Source organism: Bartonella gliris, from assembly GCF_045277155.1.
GTDB classification, from domain to species: Bacteria; Pseudomonadota; Alphaproteobacteria; order Rhizobiales; family Rhizobiaceae; genus Bartonella; species Bartonella gliris.
Genome location: NZ_CP123962.1, coordinates 1331695 through 1351169, shown reverse-complemented (window position 1 = coordinate 1351169; position 19475 = coordinate 1331695). Strand labels below are relative to the sequence as shown.

At 36.4% G+C, this 19475-nt stretch carries 19 protein-coding genes; 9 read left to right on the top strand and 10 right to left on the bottom strand.

The annotated features are described in order from the left end of the window. Positions 1–30: 30 nt before the first annotated feature. A complete protein-coding gene (gene mnmE / locus QHG54_RS06005; protein WP_317992490.1) occupies positions 31–1338 on the bottom strand; it encodes a tRNA uridine-5-carboxymethylaminomethyl(34) synthesis GTPase MnmE in 1308 nt (435 codons plus the stop codon). A 32-nt stretch (positions 1339–1370) separates the two neighbouring features. After that, a complete protein-coding gene (gene rho, locus QHG54_RS06000; RefSeq protein WP_406604020.1) occupies positions 1371–2636 on the bottom strand; it encodes a transcription termination factor Rho in 1266 nt (421 codons plus the stop codon). A gap of 632 nt (positions 2637–3268) precedes the next feature. Here rho and QHG54_RS05995 point away from each other — a divergent pair. The 6 genes from QHG54_RS05995 to polA all read left to right on the top strand — a co-directional run bounded on the left by QHG54_RS05995 (position 3269) and on the right by polA (position 10100). Then, a complete protein-coding gene (locus QHG54_RS05995) occupies positions 3269–4093 on the top strand; it encodes a pyruvate, water dikinase regulatory protein (RefSeq protein WP_317992492.1) in 825 nt (274 codons plus the stop codon). Positions 4094–4105: 12 nt separating this feature from the next. Beyond that, positions 4106–4702: a Maf family nucleotide pyrophosphatase gene (locus tag QHG54_RS05990; protein WP_406604019.1), complete on the top strand. Its 597-nt coding sequence runs from the start codon at positions 4106–4108 to the stop codon at positions 4700–4702. After that, positions 4695–5576, top strand: a complete 882-nt coding sequence (locus tag QHG54_RS05985; protein ID WP_317992494.1) for a shikimate dehydrogenase — start codon at positions 4695–4697, stop codon at positions 5574–5576. The genes QHG54_RS05990 and QHG54_RS05985 overlap by 8 nt, the downstream gene beginning before the upstream one ends. Continuing rightward, the gene (gene coaE, locus QHG54_RS05980; RefSeq protein WP_406604018.1) at positions 5573–6160 is read left to right on the top strand and encodes a dephospho-CoA kinase; all 588 of its coding nucleotides are present in this window, start codon (positions 5573–5575) and stop codon (positions 6158–6160) included. Before QHG54_RS05985 ends, coaE begins: the two co-directional genes overlap by 4 nt. Positions 6161–6164: 4 nt before the next feature. Next, positions 6165–6866: a DNA polymerase III subunit epsilon gene (dnaQ, locus tag QHG54_RS05975; protein ID WP_317992496.1), complete on the top strand. Its 702-nt coding sequence runs from the start codon at positions 6165–6167 to the stop codon at positions 6864–6866. A 327-nt stretch (positions 6867–7193) separates the two neighbouring features. Continuing rightward, positions 7194–10100, top strand: coding sequence for a DNA polymerase I (gene polA, locus QHG54_RS05970; protein ID WP_406604017.1), 2907 nt, complete (start codon positions 7194–7196; stop codon positions 10098–10100). Here the strand turns inward: polA and QHG54_RS05965 are convergent. From QHG54_RS05965 to ihfB, 8 genes are all read right to left on the bottom strand, one after another. Further along, positions 10097–10972: an endonuclease/exonuclease/phosphatase family protein gene (locus QHG54_RS05965; RefSeq protein WP_317992498.1), complete on the bottom strand. Its 876-nt coding sequence runs from the start codon at positions 10970–10972 to the stop codon at positions 10097–10099. The two genes, polA and QHG54_RS05965, sit on opposite strands and share 4 nt — an antisense overlap. 137 nt (positions 10973–11109) lie before the next feature. After that, the gene (locus tag QHG54_RS05960) at positions 11110–11883 is read right to left on the bottom strand and encodes a Bax inhibitor-1/YccA family protein (protein WP_317992499.1); all 774 of its coding nucleotides are present in this window, start codon (positions 11881–11883) and stop codon (positions 11110–11112) included. Positions 11884–12847: 964 nt separating this feature from the next. Then, complete coding sequence (locus tag QHG54_RS05955; protein ID WP_406604016.1) at positions 12848–13456, bottom strand: hypothetical protein; 609 nt, start codon at positions 13454–13456, stop codon at positions 12848–12850. A gap of 594 nt (positions 13457–14050) precedes the next feature. Continuing rightward, positions 14051–14554, bottom strand: coding sequence for a signal peptidase II (gene lspA / locus QHG54_RS05950; RefSeq protein WP_317992501.1), 504 nt, complete (start codon positions 14552–14554; stop codon positions 14051–14053). Continuing rightward, positions 14551–15399: a TrmH family RNA methyltransferase gene (locus tag QHG54_RS05945; protein WP_406604015.1), complete on the bottom strand. Its 849-nt coding sequence runs from the start codon at positions 15397–15399 to the stop codon at positions 14551–14553. The genes lspA and QHG54_RS05945 overlap by 4 nt, the downstream gene beginning before the upstream one ends. A gap of 2 nt (positions 15400–15401) precedes the next feature. Further along, positions 15402–16334 (bottom strand): class I SAM-dependent rRNA methyltransferase, encoded by a 933-nt coding sequence (locus QHG54_RS05940; RefSeq protein ID WP_317992503.1) that lies wholly within the window; start codon positions 16332–16334, stop codon positions 15402–15404. Positions 16335–16504: 170 nt separating this feature from the next. Next, on the bottom strand, positions 16505–16801 hold the full coding sequence (locus tag QHG54_RS05935; RefSeq protein ID WP_317992504.1) for a LapA family protein: 297 nt from the start codon (positions 16799–16801) through the stop codon (positions 16505–16507). 8 nt (positions 16802–16809) lie between these two features. After that, on the bottom strand, positions 16810–17088 hold the full coding sequence (ihfB, locus tag QHG54_RS05930) for an integration host factor subunit beta (RefSeq protein WP_035007952.1): 279 nt from the start codon (positions 17086–17088) through the stop codon (positions 16810–16812). A 190-nt stretch (positions 17089–17278) separates the two neighbouring features. Here ihfB and lptC point away from each other — a divergent pair, with 190 nt between their 5' ends. The 3 genes from lptC (at position 17279) to lptB (ending at position 19410) form a co-directional block, all read left to right on the top strand. After that, positions 17279–17923 carry an LPS export ABC transporter periplasmic protein LptC gene (gene lptC / locus QHG54_RS05925; RefSeq protein ID WP_317992505.1) on the top strand — a complete coding sequence of 215 codons (645 nt, stop codon included), beginning with the start codon at positions 17279–17281 and terminating at the stop codon, positions 17921–17923. An 83-nt stretch (positions 17924–18006) separates the two neighbouring features. Then, complete coding sequence (locus QHG54_RS05920) at positions 18007–18609, top strand: LptA/OstA family protein (RefSeq protein ID WP_317992506.1); 603 nt, start codon at positions 18007–18009, stop codon at positions 18607–18609. 6 nt (positions 18610–18615) lie between these two features. After that, positions 18616–19410, top strand: coding sequence for an LPS export ABC transporter ATP-binding protein (gene lptB / locus QHG54_RS05915; RefSeq protein WP_317992507.1), 795 nt, complete (start codon positions 18616–18618; stop codon positions 19408–19410). Positions 19411–19475: the final 65 nt, after the last annotated feature.

Below are 19475 nucleotides of genomic sequence, written 5' to 3'. Positions count from 1 at the left end.
TATTAAATAATCAATGTTTCACGTGAATCATTATTTACCAATACAAAACTCTGAAAAAATAATATCAAGCAAATCTTCAACATCTATATCCCCCGTAATTCTCCCAAGAAAATCACTTGCACGGCGAAGATGTTCTGCACGTAAACTTAAATCAAGAGTATGATTATTTATGGAAGATTCTATCTCTTTAACAGCCTCTTTTAATAACTGAAGTTGCCTTTTACGTGCTGGAACAAGATTTCCAATTTCAGCAGTACGACATGAACAAAATGACTCTAGTTCTTTAATAAAATAATCAAAATTTAAACCAGTTATTGCAGAAAACTGTATAAACCAATGGTTTTCATTTTTTTCATAAAGATCAAGCTTATTACCGATACGCCATATTTCAGCCGATGTTTTTGGTAATTCAATCTCTTTTGGATTTAGCATATCATAAACTAAAATGACTAAATCAGCATCCCTAACATGCTGCTTTGCGACTTCTATTCCTAATTGCTCGATTTTATTTTCTGTCTCCCTAAAACCAGCAGTATCCGTCACAAAAACTGGTAAACCACCAAAAACAAGTCTCATTTCCAAAGCATCACGTGTCGTTCCTGCTTCTTCTGTCACAATAGCAACAGGCCTTCCAGCCAAACGATTCATAATGCTTGATTTTCCAGAATTTGGAGCACCAGCTATAACAACCTTTAATCCATCACGTAAAACACTCGCGCGTTCACCTTCAGCAATATGTTCTCGAAGAGAAGCACAGAGTTTTTCCATATCTCTCCAAACTTCATCAGATATGGAGTTTGGGACATCCGCTTCATCAGAAAAATCAAGCTCCGCTTCTATAAAAGCACGTGCTTTTATAAGCATATGACGCCAATTACGATAAAGTGTTGTTAAACGTCCACTTGTGCCCATAACTGCTAAACGCCGCTGACTTTCCGTTTCCGCTTCTATTAAATCAGCAAGAGCTTCTGCTTGAACAAGATCTAATTTTCCCTCAATAAATGCACGACGCGAAAATTCTCCTGCTTCTGCAACACGACAGTCTTCAAATGTAGACAATTCATCAAGAAAACGGTTAACAACCGCTTTCCCTCCATGCAAATGAAACTCTGCACAATCTTCACCTGTAAAACTATGAGGAGCAGGAAAAAAAACAGTTAAAGCAGAATCTAAAAAGCTTCCATCACGAGCCGTAAGATCTCCATAATGCATGAATCGCGCTTTAGGCAAACGGCCACAAAGCGTTTTAACAATATGCACAACATGAGGACCAGAAAGCCGAATGACTGCAACCCCTGAAGGCAACAATCCACTCGAAACAGCAAAGATTGTATCCACAGGAAGAATCCTAACCGAAAAAATTAATGATTCTACGTATTCATTGAATCAAAAAATTCACTGTTATTTTTTGTTTGTTTTAATTTATCAATCAAAAATTCAATAGCATCTGTTACATTCATAGGTGCTAAAATACGACGAAGAACAAAAATCTTATGTAAATCTTGTCGTGCTACTAAAAGCTCTTCTTTACGTGTTCCCGACTTCAAAATATCCATAGCTGGGAAAATGCGCTTATCAGCAACTTTACGATCAAGAACAATTTCCGAATTACCTGTTCCTTTAAATTCTTCGAAAATAACCTCATCCATACGGCTACCTGTATCAATCAAAGCCGTTGCAATAATGGTTAAAGACCCACCTTCTTCAATATTACGTGCTGCTCCAAAAAAACGTTTTGGACGCTGCAGAGCATTTGCATCCACACCACCTGTCAAAACTTTTCCTGATGAAGGAACAACTGTATTATACGCACGTCCAAGCCGTGTAATAGAATCAAGCAAAATAACAACATCACGCCCATATTCAACGAGGCGTTTTGCTTTTTCAATAACCATTTCAGCCACTTGCACATGACGTATTGCTGGTTCATCAAAAGTAGAAGAAACCACCTCTCCTTTTACAGAACGCTGCATATCAGTAACCTCTTCTGGTCGTTCATCTATTAAAAGAACAATGAGATAACATTCAGGATGATTAGTGGTGATAGAATGAGCAATATTTTGAAGTAAAACAGTTTTTCCTGTTCGAGGAGGTGCTACAATTAATCCTCTTTGTCCTTTTCCCAATGGTGATATCAAATCAATCACCCGTGAAGACATATCCTTCTCTGTAGGATCCTGTATTTCCATTTGGAAACGTTCATTAGAATAAAGGGGTGTAAAATTATCAAAATGAATTTTATAACGGATTTTTTCAGGATCTTCAAAATTGATTGTATTAATTTTAAGAAGGGCAAAATAGCGTTCTCCTTCTTTTGGACTACGTATGGGGCCTTCAACAGTATCGCCTGTTTTTAAAGAAAAAGATTGAATCTGTGCGGGCGAAAGATAAATATCATCAGGACCTGGAAGATAATTAGCATCGGCAGATCGCAAAAATCCAAATCCATCTTGTAAAACTTCAACAACTCCTTCTCCTATAATTTCTACATCTTGTGAAGCAAGTTTTTTCAAGATAGCAAACATCAATTCTTGCTTACGCATGAGAGAAGCATTCTCAACTTCTAATGTTTCAGCAAAAGAGACAAGTTCAACCGGATTTTTACTTTTAAGTTCTTGTAATTTCATTTCTTGCATAAAATATGCTCTTTTTAGTAGATAAGGGATTGTTTTAAAAATTAATTTATGGAAAATTTGAAGAATAGGACACTCTTAATAAAGTAGGAATATTCTACACTTAACTTTTAAAAACTTCAAGTATCCTTTATAAGATTTACATTCGTATAAAATTTAACAATCATATTTCAAAATCGCTTATACAAATTGAAATGATACATAAAATTTTTTTTAAAAAGATTATTTAATAATGTTTAAAAGAATTTACACAATATATCACTCTTAATAGATTCAAAGAAATAATATTAAAATACCTTATATCGTTAATAAGTTAATATTCAAAACATTTTTATTTTTTCTAAATTTCTAAATTAATAATTTAAGAGAGAGGATTTTTCTTATTTAAGGCTGTGTTTAGTGTGGATTATTATTTATACCTCATTCATCCTCAATTTTATCCACAAAGGAAAATGAAAAAAAATAAAGTATAACACTATTTTAAGGACATTTTCCCCGTTCTTTTTACATAAGGGGATTTTATTTATTATAATCATTCAATTTGTGCATAATGATGGAGAATATTCTCTAAATTTTCATTTTATAAAAATTTACCAAGGTATATGCACATTTATTAACAAGGGGTTAAAATTTTTGTGACAAGAGAAAAAAAATCCTTTCATTTGCACATGCTGTCTGATGCAACGGGGGAAACATTAATCTCTGTTGGAAGAGCTGTAGCATCGCAATACACAATGATTCAGACAACAGAACATATCTATCCGATGATTCGAAATGAAACACAGTTACAAAGAGCTCTTGATGAGATACAACAAGAGCCTGGTATTGTTCTCTACACAATCATTGATAAAAAAATTAAACTGCTTCTTAAAAGAAAATGTAAGAACATAGAAATTCCCTGTATTGATATACTACACCCTGTTTTAGATGCTTTTCAGTCTTATCTTGGAATGCCCAAAAATTTACGTGCTAGTGCACAGCATGATCTTAATGCAGATTATTTTCGTCGTATTGAGGCGTTGGATTTTACAATAGAGCATGATGATGGACAATCTCCCAATAGTTTATTGGATGCAGATGTGATCCTTGTCGGTATCTCAAGAACGTCTAAAACGCCAACCAGTATCTATTTAGCAAATCGTGGAATAAAAACTGCGAATGTTCCTCTTATTCCAGGGATTGATTTACCTGAAACCCTTTTAGAAGCAAAAAACGCTTTGATTGTTGGCTTAATCGCTTCAGCTGAACGAATCTCACATATTCGTCAAAATAGAGATTTAGGGGATGGTTTTTCTCTTGAAAGTTATACTAACCGAATCAGTATAGCTGAAGAATTAACTTATGCAAAACGCATTTGCGAACGTTTTGATTGGCCTATTATTGATGTCACAAGACGCTCTATTGAAGAAACTGCTGCAGCAATATTTGAACTTTTGTCACGATTTCGTGAAGGAAAATGAAAGAAAACTCTCATGGAAGCAGATACGTTAATCTTAGCATCCCTTAGTTCTTATCGTGCACAATTGTTGAAAAAAGCAGGTTTAAGTTTTTTCATTGAGGGAGCCTCTTTTGATGAAAGAGAGGTAGAAAAAACAGGAGAAGTAAAAACGCCTAAAGAACTCAGCTGTTTTCTTGCGAGTGCAAAAGCAAAAAATGTTTCTGATCGCTTTCCTGATGCCTTAGTCATTGGCTGTGATCAAGTACTTGATTTAGAAGGTAAAATTTTTCATAAAGTTACAAATAATAAGGAAGCACATCAACGTTTGTGTGCTTTATCAGGCAAGACTCATGTTCTTCATAGCGCGGTGGCTTTATTTCAAAATGGCCAAGAAATTTGGGTGGAAGCTTTTAGTGCTCATATGTCTGTACGTCCTCTCTCACCAGAGTTCATTGAACGTTATTTAGCGCGTGTAGGGATAGATATTTTAAACAGTGTGGGAGTGTACCAAATTGAAGGAGAAGGAATTCATCTTTTTGAAAAAATTGACGGAGATTTTTTTACTATTATTGGTTTACCACTCTTACCTTTATTAGTAAAATTGCGTCATTTGGGAGTCATTGATGGTTAATTTGGCAATAAAGCAGGAAGAAGAAAATTTTCCACGTGCTTTTGTTGTTGGTACTCCTATCCACCATTCAAAATCGCCAAAAATTCACAGTTTTTGGCTTAAACAATACGGTTTACAAGGTGAATATCTAGCACAGGAAATAACACCTGAAGGATTTGGAAATTTTCTTGCATCTCTACAAAAAAGAGGTTTTTGTGGAGGCAATGTTACTTTACCTTATAAGCAAGAAGCTTTTCGTTTAGCGAATCACAAAGATGAGGTAGCAACAATGATTGGTGCTGCTAATACGCTATGGTATGAAGGGAACAAACTTTGTGCCACAAATAGTGATGCTTATGGTTTTAGCGCTAATCTTGATGATTCGGCTCCTGGTTGGGCTGGGGAAACAGCTCTTGTTTTTGGTGCAGGTGGTGCTGCATGTGCTATCCTGTATGCCTTAAAAAAACGGGGATTTGAACGTATTTGTTTATTGAATCGTACCAAGCAACGGGCAGATAATTTAGCCAAGCATTTTGGAAAACCTGTCGAAGTTCATGATTGGCATAAGATGCATGAAATACTTTCTCAGGCTGATTTGATTGTCAATACAACTTCCGTTGGCATGACAAACCCACACGAGAAAAAAAGTGATTCTTTTTTTTGCGATTTTCATAAAACAAAAAAAACAGCGTTAGTGACAGATATTGTTTACACGCCGTTGATAACACCTTTTTTACAACAAGCAAAAGCGCATGGTTTAAGAACTGTTGATGGGCTTGGTATGCTTTTACATCAGGCTGTTCCTGGTTTTGAACGATGGTTTGGAGTAAGACCACAAGTGACAAAGGCGTTACGGATGGCAATTTTAGAGGATATGGGTGAAAAAAGGGGATGAAAATCATAGGACTGACCGGATCAATAGCTATGGGAAAATCAACAGTTGCTAATTTTTTCAGACAAGCAGGTATTCCCGTTTTTAGTGCTGATGAGGCAGTACATAAACTTTATAGGAGTGAACCAGTTTTGTCGCTCATAGAACATACTTTTCCTGATGTTGTTGAAAACGGTAACGTTAATCGCGTAAAACTTTCAGAGATTTTGATCAATGATAGTGAAAAATTACGAACATTAGAAAAAATGATTCACCCTTTAGTGCAGGAAAAAGAAAAAGAATTTATTGATCAAGCACGCAAAAGGGGAGAAAAATTAATTGTTCTTGATATTCCTCTGCTTTTTGAAACAAAGAGTGAAAATCGTGTAGATAGCGTAATAGTTGTTTCTGCACCCTTGGAAATACAAAAAGAACGTGCAATGATTCGTCCAAATATGAATGAAAAAAAATTTGCATTTATCAATGCTAAACAAATATCTGATGAAAAAAAACGAGAACGTGCTGATTTTATCATTGATACAGGAAAAGATTTAAAAAATACACGTCAACAAGTTTTTGACGTGATAAAAACTTTGTTAAAGAATTAAAATAATGCGTGAAATTATTTTTGATACAGAAACAACAGGTTTGGATAAAGAGAAAGATCGCATAATCGAAATCGGTTGTGTAGAAATGGTTGATCGCTACCTCACAGGGCGCCGATTCCATGTTTATTTAAATCCGCAAGGTGTTATTATTCCTGACGAGGTTGTAGCAATCCATGGGCTAACCAATGAACGCTTAAAGAATGAAAAAAGCTTTAGTGATATTGCCGATGCGTTTTTGGAATTTATCAATGGCGCGACAATGATTGCCCATAATGCAAGTTTTGATATTGGCTTTCTAAATGCAGAATTAGGACGGGCGAATAAGCCACTTATCAGTGTTGATAATATTCTTGATACTTTGGCTATAGCACGGCGAAAATTTCCTATGGGTCCTAATTCTCTTGATGTTTTGTGCAAACGTTTTGGAATTGATAATAGCCATCGTGTTCTTCATGGTGCTCTGCTTGATGCGGAGATTCTCGCCGATGTTTATATTGAGCTCATTGGTGGAAAACAGGGGGTATTGGGTTTTGATAACGGTGAGAGTGTTGCGGATATCAAAAGTGATAAAAATGCTTTTTCATCAGTTAAAGCTCGTCCCCAAGCCTTACCCTCAAGGTTAAGTGCACAAGAAAAAAGTATGCATGCCGATTTTATCAGAAAAATGGGTGAAAAAGCTCTCTGGAATTATTTTAAAATCCCTTAATAATTCCTTTTTTATTTTCCTAAAAAGATTATTTAAATCTGAAATAACAAAAATTCTAAAAATACGGTCGTTGTGGGGAGGGGAACACCACAACGACCTTATGTCGCTACGTTGTACCTCAGCTTTCATAGGAGGAGCAAAATGAAAGCTATTATGTCCTGTAACAGCAAAGAAAAGCTTTAGGTACTAAATATAAATGTAACGACTTGTTGCTTTATGAAGGCAAAAAATGGCTTTTTAGAGGCAAATCGATAAATTTAAAAATAATCATTAAAAAAAATATAAGAGTAAGTTATTTTTTAGCTGAAATGGAGAAATGGAATTGTCATGGAAACAAAAGATCATCTTTTTTTGGTTGATGGATCAGGCTATATTTTTCGTGCTTATTATGCTTTACCACCTTTAAAGCGTAAAAAGGATGGACTTCCTGTAGGGGCTGTCGCCGGTTTTTGTAATATGTTATGGAAATTACTCTGTGATGCCCGTAATACAGCCGTTGGTGTTGTTCCAACACATTTTGCTGTCATTTTTGATTATTCCTCTGATACATTTCGTAAACAAATTTATCCTCAATATAAAGCCAATCGAGAGGCTCCTCCTGAAGATCTTATTCCTCAATTTGCGTTAATACGACAGGCAACAAAGGCTTTTAATTTGCCTTGTATTGAAAAAGAAGGATTTGAGGCAGATGATTTAATTGCTACCTATGCACATTTAGCAACTCAAAATGGAGCAAAAACAACGATTATTTCTTCTGATAAAGACTTAATGCAACTAGTGAATACACACGTATCTTTATATGATGGAATGAAAGATAAACATATTGGTATTTCTGAGGTCATAGAAAAATGGGGTGTGGCACCTGAAAAAATGGTCGACTTGCAAGCTTTGACCGGAGATTCAACAGATAATGTTCCAGGTATTCCAGGTATTGGTCCCAAAACTGCAGCACAATTGTTAGATCAATTTGGCACTCTTGATCTTTTATTACAACGCGCGGCAGAAATTAAGCAAACAAAACGGCGTGAAAATATTCAAACTTATGCTGAACAAGCAAAGATTTCTCGTGAATTAGTGAGACTTAAAACAGATGTCCCTATAGAGAATGATTTAGAGAGTTTTGTTTTGGAACCACAAGATGGTCCGCGTTTAATTGCTTTTCTGAAGGCTATGGAATTTACAACACTTACGCGCCGCGTGGCAGAAGCAACAGCATGTGATGCAACTGTTATTGATGCACTTGATGTAAATATTGAGCAGGCAGAGATTGGTTATGGACACGCTCTTGATGTTCAAAAAGTTGATGCGTCGCTATCGCATAGTTTTTCTGAAAATTCTCCACAGGTTTTGGCACAAAAACGTAAAGATCAAGCTCTTACGCAAAAAATTACAAGAGAGGCTTATAAAACCATTCTGGATAAAGAAATTTTGCAAGAATGGTTGTTAGAAGCAGAAGAGCAAGGTTATTTTGCTTTTGACACTGAAACAACTTCCCTTGATCCACTGCAAGCAAAGCTTGTTGGTTTTTCATTAGCATTACAGCCAGGAAAAGCAGCCTATATACCACTTGAACATATTGAAGGAGGAGATGATCTTTGGGGAGGTGGACGTATTACTGAACAAATTGAGACCAAAAAGGCTTTGACGCTTTTAAAACCAATATTGGAAAATCAAGCTATTTTAAAAATTGGTCAAAATATAAAATATGATTGGTTGGTGATGAAGCAACAAGGTATTGTGATACGCTCTTTTGATGACACAATGCTTTTGTCATATGTTTTAGATGCTGGAGCTTTAACGCATAATATGGATGCTTTGTCTGAACGCTGGCTCGGACATAAACCAATTGCTTACAAGGATTTAACGCATAATGGAAAAAAGATTTCTTCCTTTGCGCAAGTAGATTTAAAACAGGCAACTTTTTATGCAGCAGAGGATGCCGATATAACGCTTCGTTTGTGGCAAGTTTTAAAACCACAGCTTGTAGCACAGGGAATGACAAAAATTTATGAACGCCTTGATCGACCACTAATAGAAGTTCTTGCAAGAATGGAAGAACGTGGGATTCTTATTGATCGACAGATTTTATTGCGTCTTTCGGGAGAATTAGCACAAGCTGCTTTTGCTTTGGAAGAAGAAATTTATCAGTTAGTTGGTGAGAAATTTAATATTGCTTCGCCAAAGCAATTAGGCAATATTCTCTTTAGTAAAATGGGGTTGTCTGGGGATACTAAGACGAAAGGTGGCCAATGGTCAACTTCTGCTCAGACTTTAGAAGAGTTAGCTGCTGAAGGTCATCTTTTGCCACGTAAGATTATTGATTGGCGTCAACTGGTAAAATTAAAATCAACTTACGCAGACGCTTTACCTTCTTATATTTTGCCTAAAACAGGGCGCGTTCATACGAATTATTCTTTAGCAATAACATCAACAGGGCGTTTATCATCATCAGAACCCAATTTGCAGAATATACCGATACGCACTGCTGAAGGGCGTAAAATCCGAACAGCTTTTATTGCTCCGGAAGGGCATGTGCTCTTATCAGCCGATTATAGCCAAATTGAATTACGTATTCTTGCGCATATTGCTGATATCGCTGCATTAAAAGAAGCTTTTGCACAAGGTCAAGATATTCATGCGATAACTGCGTCACAAATGTTTGGAGTTGATGTAAAAGAAATGTCGTCAGATATACGCAGACGCGCAAAGGCAATTAATTTTGGCATTATTTATGGTATTTCAGCCTTTGGATTAGCAAATCAATTAGGTCTTTCGCGACAAGAGGCAGGTCGTTATATTCAACTTTATTTTGAAAGATTTCCAGGAATTAAAGACTATATGGAAACAACTAAAATGTTTGCACGTCAACATGGTTATGTGCAAACTATTTTTGGTCGTCGTATTCATTATCCTGAAATAAAAGCTTCTAATCCGCAAGTTCGTGCTTTTAATGAACGAGCTGCTATTAATGCGCCGATACAAGGATCAGCGGCAGATATCATTCGTCGTGCCATGATTCAGATGGAAGATGCTTTAGAAAAAGAAAAACTATCAGCAAAAATGTTGCTGCAGGTGCATGATGAACTGATTTTTGAAGTACCAAAAGCCGAGAGTGATAAGACCATAGCTCTTGTTAAAAAGATTATGGAAAATGCTACAATGCCGGTATTATCTTTATCTGTGCCGCTTGAAGTAAAAGTAATGGCTGCTCGAAATTGGGATGAAGCACATTAGTTTTCTTTACTTATTTTATTTTTAAGAGTGGTCATTGCATGAGCAAGACTAAGATGCGCTTTAATTGGTAAATGATCTGAAGCAATACGTGCGAGAGGTGAAAAATGGTTTTCAATGTTTATTACCAATTGATGAGGGAAAGCCAAAATTCTATCAAGAGCCAAAAAGGGAAAGCGAGAAGGAAAACTTGGCACAGCTCCGAGTGTGCTATCAAAATAGGAAGAAAAAAGATTTAAAGATGACCTTTTACCTAACCTCCATTCATTGAGATCACCAATGAGAAGTGTGGGCATAAGAGGGCGTTTTTGCAGAAGCGCAAGAAGCATTTTTACTTGCTGATTACGAGAGTGGCGCAATAGACCAAAATGAGCAGCAATAACACGAATTTTGCCACTTTTCATTTCTAATTCTACAATCACAGCACCACGAGGTTCAATACCAGGAAGAGTAATTTGTAAGATATCACATATACGTCCCTGACGCAAAAAAAGAGCGTTTCCATGCCAACCATGACCATGTGGTGACATAGTGTTCAGGGGTACTGGAAATAGACCTGTTTCAGCTTTTAAGAGCTGAAGATCAATCAAGCCTTTGCGTTCTCCAAAACGTTTGTCTGCTTCTTGAAGAGCGAGAATATCAGCTTTTAGTTCAGCAATAACACGCACAATACGGGTAGGGTTAAAAACTTTATCAACACCTACACATTTATGGATATTATAAGAAGCAACAACAAGATCATAATCGTTATCTTTGATTACGATTGACTGATAACCAGAACGACTACGAATAACGTTTAACAGGGGAGTATGGAGTTTTTGCTGGATAAATGTGGTTGGCCAGAGAAATTTTCGCTTATGAGGCTTTTTTATCATTTTAGGGTTGTAATTTTTTATATCGTTTGAACATGGGTACTAAAAAGAGTTAGTAAGTAAACACTCATATTAAAAATTAAAAAAACCTTGCTTCTTTTTAGAAACAAGGTTTTTAAATTGATCAGTAATTGCTGTAATCAATCACGGTTCGAACCAAGAAATTGTAGCAAGAAGACAAACATATTGATAAAATCAAGATAGAGATTCAATGCACCCATGATAATTTTACGACCTCGGGTATCATCTCCATCCCCTTCGTAATACATTAATTTGATGCTCTGTGTATCGTAAGCTGTTAGGCCAGCAAAGATAAAAACACCAATCACAGAAATAGCAAATTGCAGAGCGCTAGATCCAAGGAAGATATTAACAATCATGGAAAGCATCAAGCCAACCAAACCGATAAAAAAGAATGAACCCATCGCCGTGAGATCACGTTTTGTCGTATAACCATAAAGTGAAAGAGCACCAAAAGATGCAGCGGTAATGACAAATGTTTGTACAACACTTTCTGGTGTATAACGCAAAACGATCGAGGACAATGAGAGTCCAACAAGGGCAGCATAACCAAAAAAGAGACTACGGGCTGCACTTGTACTCAGCGTGTTGATTTTAAAACTGAGAAATAGCACAGCTATAAGTGGTGCAAACATAACAATATAAGAGAACGGTGACGTATAAAATGTCACTCCAAATGATGTTAAATAGACACTTCTATTGATTTGAGCGGCTGCTTGGCTCATATCCGTCGTTGTAGCCAATGAGGCAATCGCATAAGCGGCAGCGGCTGTAATAAGCAAACCAATGGCCATTGTATTATAGACGCCCAGCATATAGCTGCGCAATCCTTGATCGATTGATGCATCCGCACGAGAGACAGACGCTGAACGTAAATTTTTGAAATCAGCCATAATATAAAATCCTTTAGCATATGTTCCGTCAGCTGCTGGGGTTAAAAAGGATTGCTAAACACGAAAAACCCCAGTGACGCTAGCGGAATTCCAGCATACCTCCCCTTATTATGGAGATTTATTTGAAAATTACAAGAGACTTTTATTAAAAGGAAGGCTTACAAATTGGTAATGAAAGGATTAGTCTAGACCAAGAACATCCAATATTTTTATTAAATTTTTGTAAGATTAAAAAATCTATTCTTCTGGTGACAAGAAAGGCAGTTTCATTTGGATAAATTGGAAAGGAATTAGCTATTTTAGCTATATTTGATTAAGGCGCAAAACAAAAACTTGTTTTTTACTCACCTTTATCTTTTTTGAGAAGCGGCAACATTCTGATAATTTTTGAGGGGAAGTACAACTGGTTTTGGAGCTAAAATGCGAATTCTTGAGAATAAGGGTATAAGTCGATAACTTATTGGATCTATAAGAAAATCTTCAATAATTTATATGCATATCCTATAATTTAATTGCGAGGACGTTTAATATATTCATGAAGAAATGTAGTTTTTAACCTAGAGTTCAAAAGACGAGATTAGACATAACATGGTATAGTATATGGCACTGTTGATTTCCCACAGCTTGGCGATGAGCACGATTATCAATATTTAAATCAACAAGTTCGTTAACGATAGTACATACTTTAGGAAAAAGTTTGCGGCGTTTGTGAATATCAGAGAAACTTGAAAAAGAGAGCATTCAAGACCATAAATTTTAAGTGGAACCACTTTTTCTCTTGTTTTATCAACAATCACGACAGCACGTTTATCAACTTTCATGAAAGTTTTTGTAGCAGAGGTATTCTTTTCTGGAAAAATGACAAGCGGTTTTCCCTGTATTGCATATCTATAAAACTGCAGTTTGCGAATGGGGGGATAGGATCGATAGGAAAAGTATTGATATATTTAAGAAAAAGGCGAAATCACCAAAGTTTTGTCGTCTTGGCGTCGATAACAATAACAGGATTGTGCAACTTTATTGTTTCGCAAATAGCGAGAGCAAGAAAAACATCAAAAAAGTATATATGATTAAAAGTTAAAATGAGAGATTTTCCTGCTTTGGAAAAATTTTCTATGTTTTTATTTCTAAACGAAAAAGTACGCGAAAAAGGATCAAAATAAAATCGCGGTAAAGGTGCAGTTTCTATCCATGCATTGGTACGTGGCAGATGGAGTTTTGCCATAGGGGCGGGTAATGTCGCATATTTAATGAGTCCTAAAAGTGCTGAGGCAGAACTAAAAAGAAATAAATATACCATAAGCAAAGTGATAGAAGATAAAAGAAGAGAACCTGCAGTTGCTAAAGCAATGAAGAAAGTAAAAAATTTAATTAAATGCGCAATTTTTGCTTTACTAAAGCAGTTAACCAACGACCTTCCTGTCACAGAAAACAAAAGATAAGAAAGCGAAAAAACACCATTTGTTAAGCTCATAAGGCTTTCTTGATATTCTAAAGTACCACACGTAACAATGAGAAAAACCAGAGTGTTTTTGACAAAATGATCGTTAAAAGCAGAAAAAACTGGCTTCAAAATAAAGACGCAAAAGCACGCGAACTCAGTAAAAAAAGAATGATCATCTGTACTTAGAAAAGTTTTCGCAGGTGCCGAATTTTTTCATTCATCTATTTTTCTTTCCCTTGTAGCTTGTATCCTCTGTAAAAGAAACAAAGAAATTCGAGAAGAAAAGAAGAATCCAATGTAATTTTTTCGTTCTCAAGTCAATAAAAACGCCGTGTTCTCTATATTTATGGCTGGATATGAACGGTTAGCAAAAGCGAAGAAGCAGTCTTAGGATGTTGCGTTTTTGTGCATACTATCCATGATCATATTTTAAATATCTATGGAGCATGTAATTTAAGTATAATATAACAAAATGTTCCAAACATAATAATTTCACGATGTATTTTGCAAGAGAACGGTTCTTAACTTTTACCGATAAGGTGGTTAATTTACTTAAATGACAGAATGAAGAGAAAACCTACCATAATAAGCCTTGTTGTTTAATCCATTATAATTTCATGTGGCAATTGGAATAGAGAAATATAAATCTTAAAAATTTCGTTGTTTTTTTAATCAAGTTAATTTTGTAATTAATAAGAGTACTTGCGAAAGTAAAGAGTACTCTTACTCAGAAGAGATTTTATTGGAAGGACGTTTTTTTTTGATCCACATACGAAATTCGTCAACAAGAATGATAATGGTACCAATTGTGATAAAAGTATCAGCAAGATTGAAAACGGCAAAAGAAAAGATGCCGTCAATCTGAAAGAGTATATAATCAATAACATAATGAAAACGGATACGATCAATAAGATTACCAATTGCTCCACCGATAATGAGAATAAGCCCAAAACGCGATAAGGATTTTTTATATTCGGTATTTTTCCAGAGCCATAAAAGAAAAACAATGATGATTATTGTCGCGGCGATGAGTCCCCAATGGGAAAAAGAAGAAAGAAAAGAAAATGCAACACCAAAATTGCGTACATGGTAAAGGTAAAGAAAAGGAAAAATTGGAATAATTGTTCCTAAAAGCATGTTATGTATAACCCAATATTTTATTGCTTGATCAAGTCCTACTATAATGGCCAAACCAAGAAGAAAAAAAGACAGTGATTTGCGTGTCATGTTTGGGTCTCGTATGATTCAAGTGTTAAATGAGAACGACGAATTTCGTAAAGCATAATAGCTGTTGCTACCGCCAAATTAAGCGAATCAGCACGTCCACTTTGGGGAATACGCACAAGTTGATCACAGCAATTTGCAAGAATGTCTGATAAACCTTGTTGCTCATTCCCCATGAGAAGGAGAATAGGACCATTTTTAAAATCAACTTTGCGGTAATCAACATCCCCTTTGAGATGTGTACCAACAACCATACCCTTAAAGTTTTTGGACCAGTTCAGAAACGCACTTTCATCGATACGGTAAAGTGGTACAGAAAAAATCGACCCCATTGTTGCACGTACGGTTTCAGGTGAAAAAGGATCCGTTGTTTCGCCAATTAAAATAACGCCTTTAGCACCTACAGCATCAGCAGTACGGATTATAGTACCTAGGTTTCCTGGATCGCGCACACGGTCAAGAGCGATATAGACATCTTCAGTTAGTTTTTTTATTCGTTCAAGAGTTTGCCATTGTTGTTTAAAAATGCCAACAACGGTTTGTGGATTATCGCGGCGGGTAAGTGATTCCATAACCTTTTGTGAGGCTTTAATAACAAAACCACCACTCGCTACGGTGCGTGCAGCAACATTTTCAATGGCAGTATTACCAAGTTTGCTTTTAGAAAAGATGAGTGTTTTTATTGTCCAGCCGAGATTTAAAGCATCAATGACCAATTTGAGTCCTTCAGCCATAAAAACACCTTCTCGATTGCGGTTTTTCTTTTGGTTAAGCGCTTTAAGGTCTTTGATGATGGGATTGCTCAGGGAGGTAATTTCTTTAACCTTACCAATCTTGGGTGTACACATATTCAGGCAATCCAACGGCTAAAAAGAGAAGTGGAAAGAGCACGTCCGGCGGTTTCTTCACGCAAGATCAGTTCTCCTGATTCGATTATACCACCAAGATTTATAAATTCATCACGCATTAAAGTATGAAGTGTATAAAAAGAAGCACGAATAGAATAAGCTGTAAGTATAACAGCCAGTGGTTTATTGGATAAAAGTCTGCGACAATTTTTTATCATTTCCGGTAAGTGATCGAAAATTTGCCAAATTTCTCCATGAGGTCCACGTCCATAGGCAGGGGGGTCAAGAAGAATCATATCATAGTTTTTTTGACGGCGTAATTCACGTTCGACAAATTTCATTGCATCGTCACAGATCCAGCGAATGGGATACTCTAATAATCCTGCTTTTTCCTGATTAGCTTTTGCCCAAGTAATGGCTTTTTTAGAGGCATCAACATGAGTAACAACAGCACCAGCACGTGCACTAATCAAAGAGGCAATGCCTGTATAGCCAAAAAGATTTAACAATTTAATAGGGCGTTTGGCTTTAACAATTTGCTCTTCCATTGAGCGCCAATGAGCATCCTGTTCAGGAAAAACACCAACATGACGAAAGGAAGTAAAACGTCCCAGAAAGGGTAAACCATTCCATGAAAGTGGCCATGTTTCACCAAGGGGTTTTTTAGGAAAATACCAACGACCAATTCCTTCTTCGTCGCGGTTTCCTGTGAAAATGGCATCGACATCAGCCCAATTTTCTTGTGATAAAGCTGGTTTCCATAGTGCTTGACTTTCTGGCCGAATAATGCGGTAAGAGCCATATCGCTCCAATTTTTGTCCATTGCCAGAGTCGATTAAAGCATAATCTGCACTAACACCTGTTTCTAAAATAAGAGGTAACTTTTCCTGCGGAGATATGCTGCTGTGGTAAGGTTGAAGGCATTGTGTAAACATTATTCGGTTTCACGATACAGGTAAAATTTACTTTAAAAAGCTCTTAAGTTATTCATAATGCAAGGGTCTAAAACTGCTTAAAGCATGTATAAGGAAAAAGAGAAAGACCACTTCCATTACTTTTCATGATGTTCTGAATACAATAAAAGAAGGATTTCATCAAAATACTATTATATCATGTCAGCGATCGACATTTTTAATTTCTCAAGTTCCGCTTTGCTTTCTTTAAGGGCTTTTTTGCATTTACGATAGGCAAACCAATTAATTATACTACCTAATAAAACACCAAGACCGAAAAAAATAAAGAGCCATATAAAGAGAGGAGCTTGATAAATAAAATTTTCAGAGCTGATTCGAAAAGGATCAAGAGTCAATGTAACTATTTGACGGTTAGCTACGATAAAAGCAATCAAGAGAGCTGTAATGGGTACCAAAATAATTGCCAAAAGGATACGTTTGGTTGTCATAACTTTACTCACTGATTGAGACGGTCACGCAAGTCTTTACCAGTTTTGAAAAAAGGAATCCATTTTTCTTCAACAACAACAGCTTCACCTGTTCTTGGATTACGACCATTGCGGGCTGAGCGGCTTTTGACAGAAAAAGCTCCAAAACCGCGAAGTTCAACGCGATTACCATTGGCGAGTGCTGTTGAAATTTCTTCAAAAATAGCATTCACAATATTTTCCACATCACGTTGAAAAAGATGCGGATTATGACGGGCAATAATTTGCACAAGCTCTGATTTAACCAAAATAACCTCTCTTTCATACAAAAAAGATTTTTATAATTGTGAACTTCACGCATACACATTACATATATAAATGGATGAAAGCAAAATAAAACCAAGAAAAAATGAATTGCAAGAAGCAAAATTTGAAAATACATCTTATAGAGGTTATACAAATCGCAAAACGCCGCAATATTTAAGAGATTAAGAAAGTATGGCCGTACCCAATCACTATGAACTTTTTTCAACCAAATCATCTTTTGGTGATGTTTTTAAAAAAGCATCCCGTCATTCACGCCGCATTAGCATATTAAAATTTTTTTTACCTCTCTGTGCATTGGCTACAGCACTCATTTTTTGCTGGTTTACATTTTTCTTTGTTCCTGCTGCTTCTGATCCTGTAATTTTGAATAATGAAGAAGATGGAACAATGAAATTGACAATGCTAAATCCAAAATTAGAAGGTTATACGCGTTCTCAAGAGCCTTATTGGCTCAAAGCGGAAAAAGCATTTCAAGATCCTGCACATTCTGGATTGATTGGGCTAAAAAACATTACAGCTGAGGCACTTTTAGGCAAAAAAAGACAAATTTCTCTTGATGCGCAAGGAGGAGTTTACGATAATATTAATGGGTATTTGCAATTGGATAAGCCATTCACGATTACAACAAATGATGGAATGGTTGCACAATTTATGGCAGCAGATATTAATTTATCTAAGGGGCGATTAAGTACAGATCAACGTGTTAATATTCAGCGTGCAGGTTTGCATCTTGCAGCAAATGCTTTGCAAATTCGAGAAAAAGGGCAAAGCATATATTTTCATGGCGGGGTGCATTTAGTGATTAACAAGCAATGAAATAACATAAAATACGAATCTTGAGCGACTTTATTAAGAAGAAATATATAGTATGTGGGAACAAAAGAATTGAGAGCGATGAGATGAAGCCGAGGGGATCATACAGAAAATGGATGGGTTTGGCTTTGAGCATGGGAATATTCGGGTTTGGAACAGTTTTTGGATGTGCTGAAGTAGCTCATTTTGGAATTAATTTATCAAACGACAAAGAACCTGTGGAACTCTATGCAGATTCTTTAGAAATACGTGATAAAGAAGGGATAGCGCTCTTTAATGGTAATGTTTCAGTGGTTCAAGGTGAACGTCTTTTGCGAACAGCAAAATTAGTTGTTTACTACGATAAGACGCATAAAGATGCTGATAGGGACCTTGTAGATACGAAGACAAAATCGCCTGCCTGGTTTGGTTCGACCGGTATTAAGAAAATGGAAGCTTTAGGGAAGGTTTATATAAAAATCGCTACGCAAATTGCTACGGGTGATAAAGGCGTTTTTGATGGAAAGTCAAAAATAATGAGCCTGACAGGGAATAATGTTGTACTAACGGATGGTAATAATGTGGCAACGGGATGCAAACTGACCACGGATATGGAAAGCGGAAAGGCTTTTCTAGAAGGTTGTGAGACATCTGAGAAAAAGGGCCGCGTTTCCATCATTTTTAAACAAAATCAAAAGAATGGCCATTAAGATTTCATGTTCGGAATCAAAAAAGAAAAACAGACGGACAGACATGATCTTGCAAGTGAGGCTTTAAGAAAGCGCTTAAAGGGGACTTTGGTTGCCAGTAATTTGGTTAAAGTTTATCGTGGAAGACAGGTCATTAATGGTGTTTCTTTTGGCATTCGTACTGGAGAGGCGGTTGGCATTTTAGGTCCCAATGGTGCGGGAAAAACGACTTGTTTTTATATGGTTACGGGTCTCATTAAATCTGATGGAGGGTCAATTAAAATTGATGGGTTTGATATCACCCATCTGCCGATGTATCGGCGCGCTCGTTTAGGTATTGGATATCTTCCGCAGGAAGCATCTATTTTTCGTGGTCTTACAGTAGAAAATAACATTAAAGCTGTTTTAGAGGTAATCGAAAAAGACCGTCTTAAGCGGCATGAAGAATTAGATGCTCTTTTGCATGAATTTAAAATTGATCATTTACGTAAGATGCCTGCTCTTTCGTTATCAGGGGGGGAACGTCGGCGACTTGAAATTGCGCGTGCTTTAGCTTCTCGCCCCAATTTTATGTTGCTTGATGAACCATTTGCAGGCATTGATCCTATCGCCATTTTTGATATTCAGCAGCTTATTCGTCATTTAACGAGGCGTGGTATTGGTGTTTTGATAACTGATCATAATGTGCGTGAGACATTGGGACTTGTCGACCGCGCTTATATCATTTACGCGGGGAAAGTGTTAGTTCATGGTTGTCCTAACGATATTATCAACAACGCTGATGTACGCAGAATTTATTTGGGAAATCAATTTTCCCTCTGATTTTACAGCTTTTATGAGTTTTTATTTAAGCTTAAAAGATCAACATCATGGTGAGTATAAGCGCT

Coding starts and splice junctions, on each gene's coding strand:
- QHG54_RS05940 (WP_317992503.1), bottom strand. CDS start 16,334: ATGTTTACACAATGCCTTCAACCTTACCACAGCAGCATATCTCCGCAG.
- dnaQ (WP_317992496.1), top strand. CDS start 6,165: ATGCGTGAAATTATTTTTGATACAGAAACAACAGGTTTGGATAAAGAG.
- QHG54_RS05920 (WP_317992506.1), top strand. CDS start 18,007: ATGAAGCCGAGGGGATCATACAGAAAATGGATGGGTTTGGCTTTGAGC.
- lspA (WP_317992501.1), bottom strand. CDS start 14,554: ATGACACGCAAATCACTGTCTTTTTTTCTTCTTGGTTTGGCCATTATA.
- lptB (WP_317992507.1), top strand. CDS start 18,616: ATGTTCGGAATCAAAAAAGAAAAACAGACGGACAGACATGATCTTGCA.
- lptC (WP_317992505.1), top strand. CDS start 17,279: ATGGCCGTACCCAATCACTATGAACTTTTTTCAACCAAATCATCTTTT.
- QHG54_RS05960 (WP_317992499.1), bottom strand. CDS start 11,883: ATGGCTGATTTCAAAAATTTACGTTCAGCGTCTGTCTCTCGTGCGGAT.
- QHG54_RS05965 (WP_317992498.1), bottom strand. CDS start 10,972: ATGATAAAAAAGCCTCATAAGCGAAAATTTCTCTGGCCAACCACATTT.
- coaE (WP_406604018.1), top strand. CDS start 5,573: ATGAAAATCATAGGACTGACCGGATCAATAGCTATGGGAAAATCAACA.
- QHG54_RS05935 (WP_317992504.1), bottom strand. CDS start 16,801: ATGACAACCAAACGTATCCTTTTGGCAATTATTTTGGTACCCATTACA.
- QHG54_RS05990 (WP_406604019.1), top strand. CDS start 4,106: ATGGAAGCAGATACGTTAATCTTAGCATCCCTTAGTTCTTATCGTGCA.
- QHG54_RS05985 (WP_317992494.1), top strand. CDS start 4,695: ATGGTTAATTTGGCAATAAAGCAGGAAGAAGAAAATTTTCCACGTGCT.
- QHG54_RS05945 (WP_406604015.1), bottom strand. CDS start 15,399: ATGTGTACACCCAAGATTGGTAAGGTTAAAGAAATTACCTCCCTGAGC.
- polA (WP_406604017.1), top strand. CDS start 7,194: ATGGAAACAAAAGATCATCTTTTTTTGGTTGATGGATCAGGCTATATT.
- rho (WP_406604020.1), bottom strand. CDS start 2,636: ATGCAAGAAATGAAATTACAAGAACTTAAAAGTAAAAATCCGGTTGAA.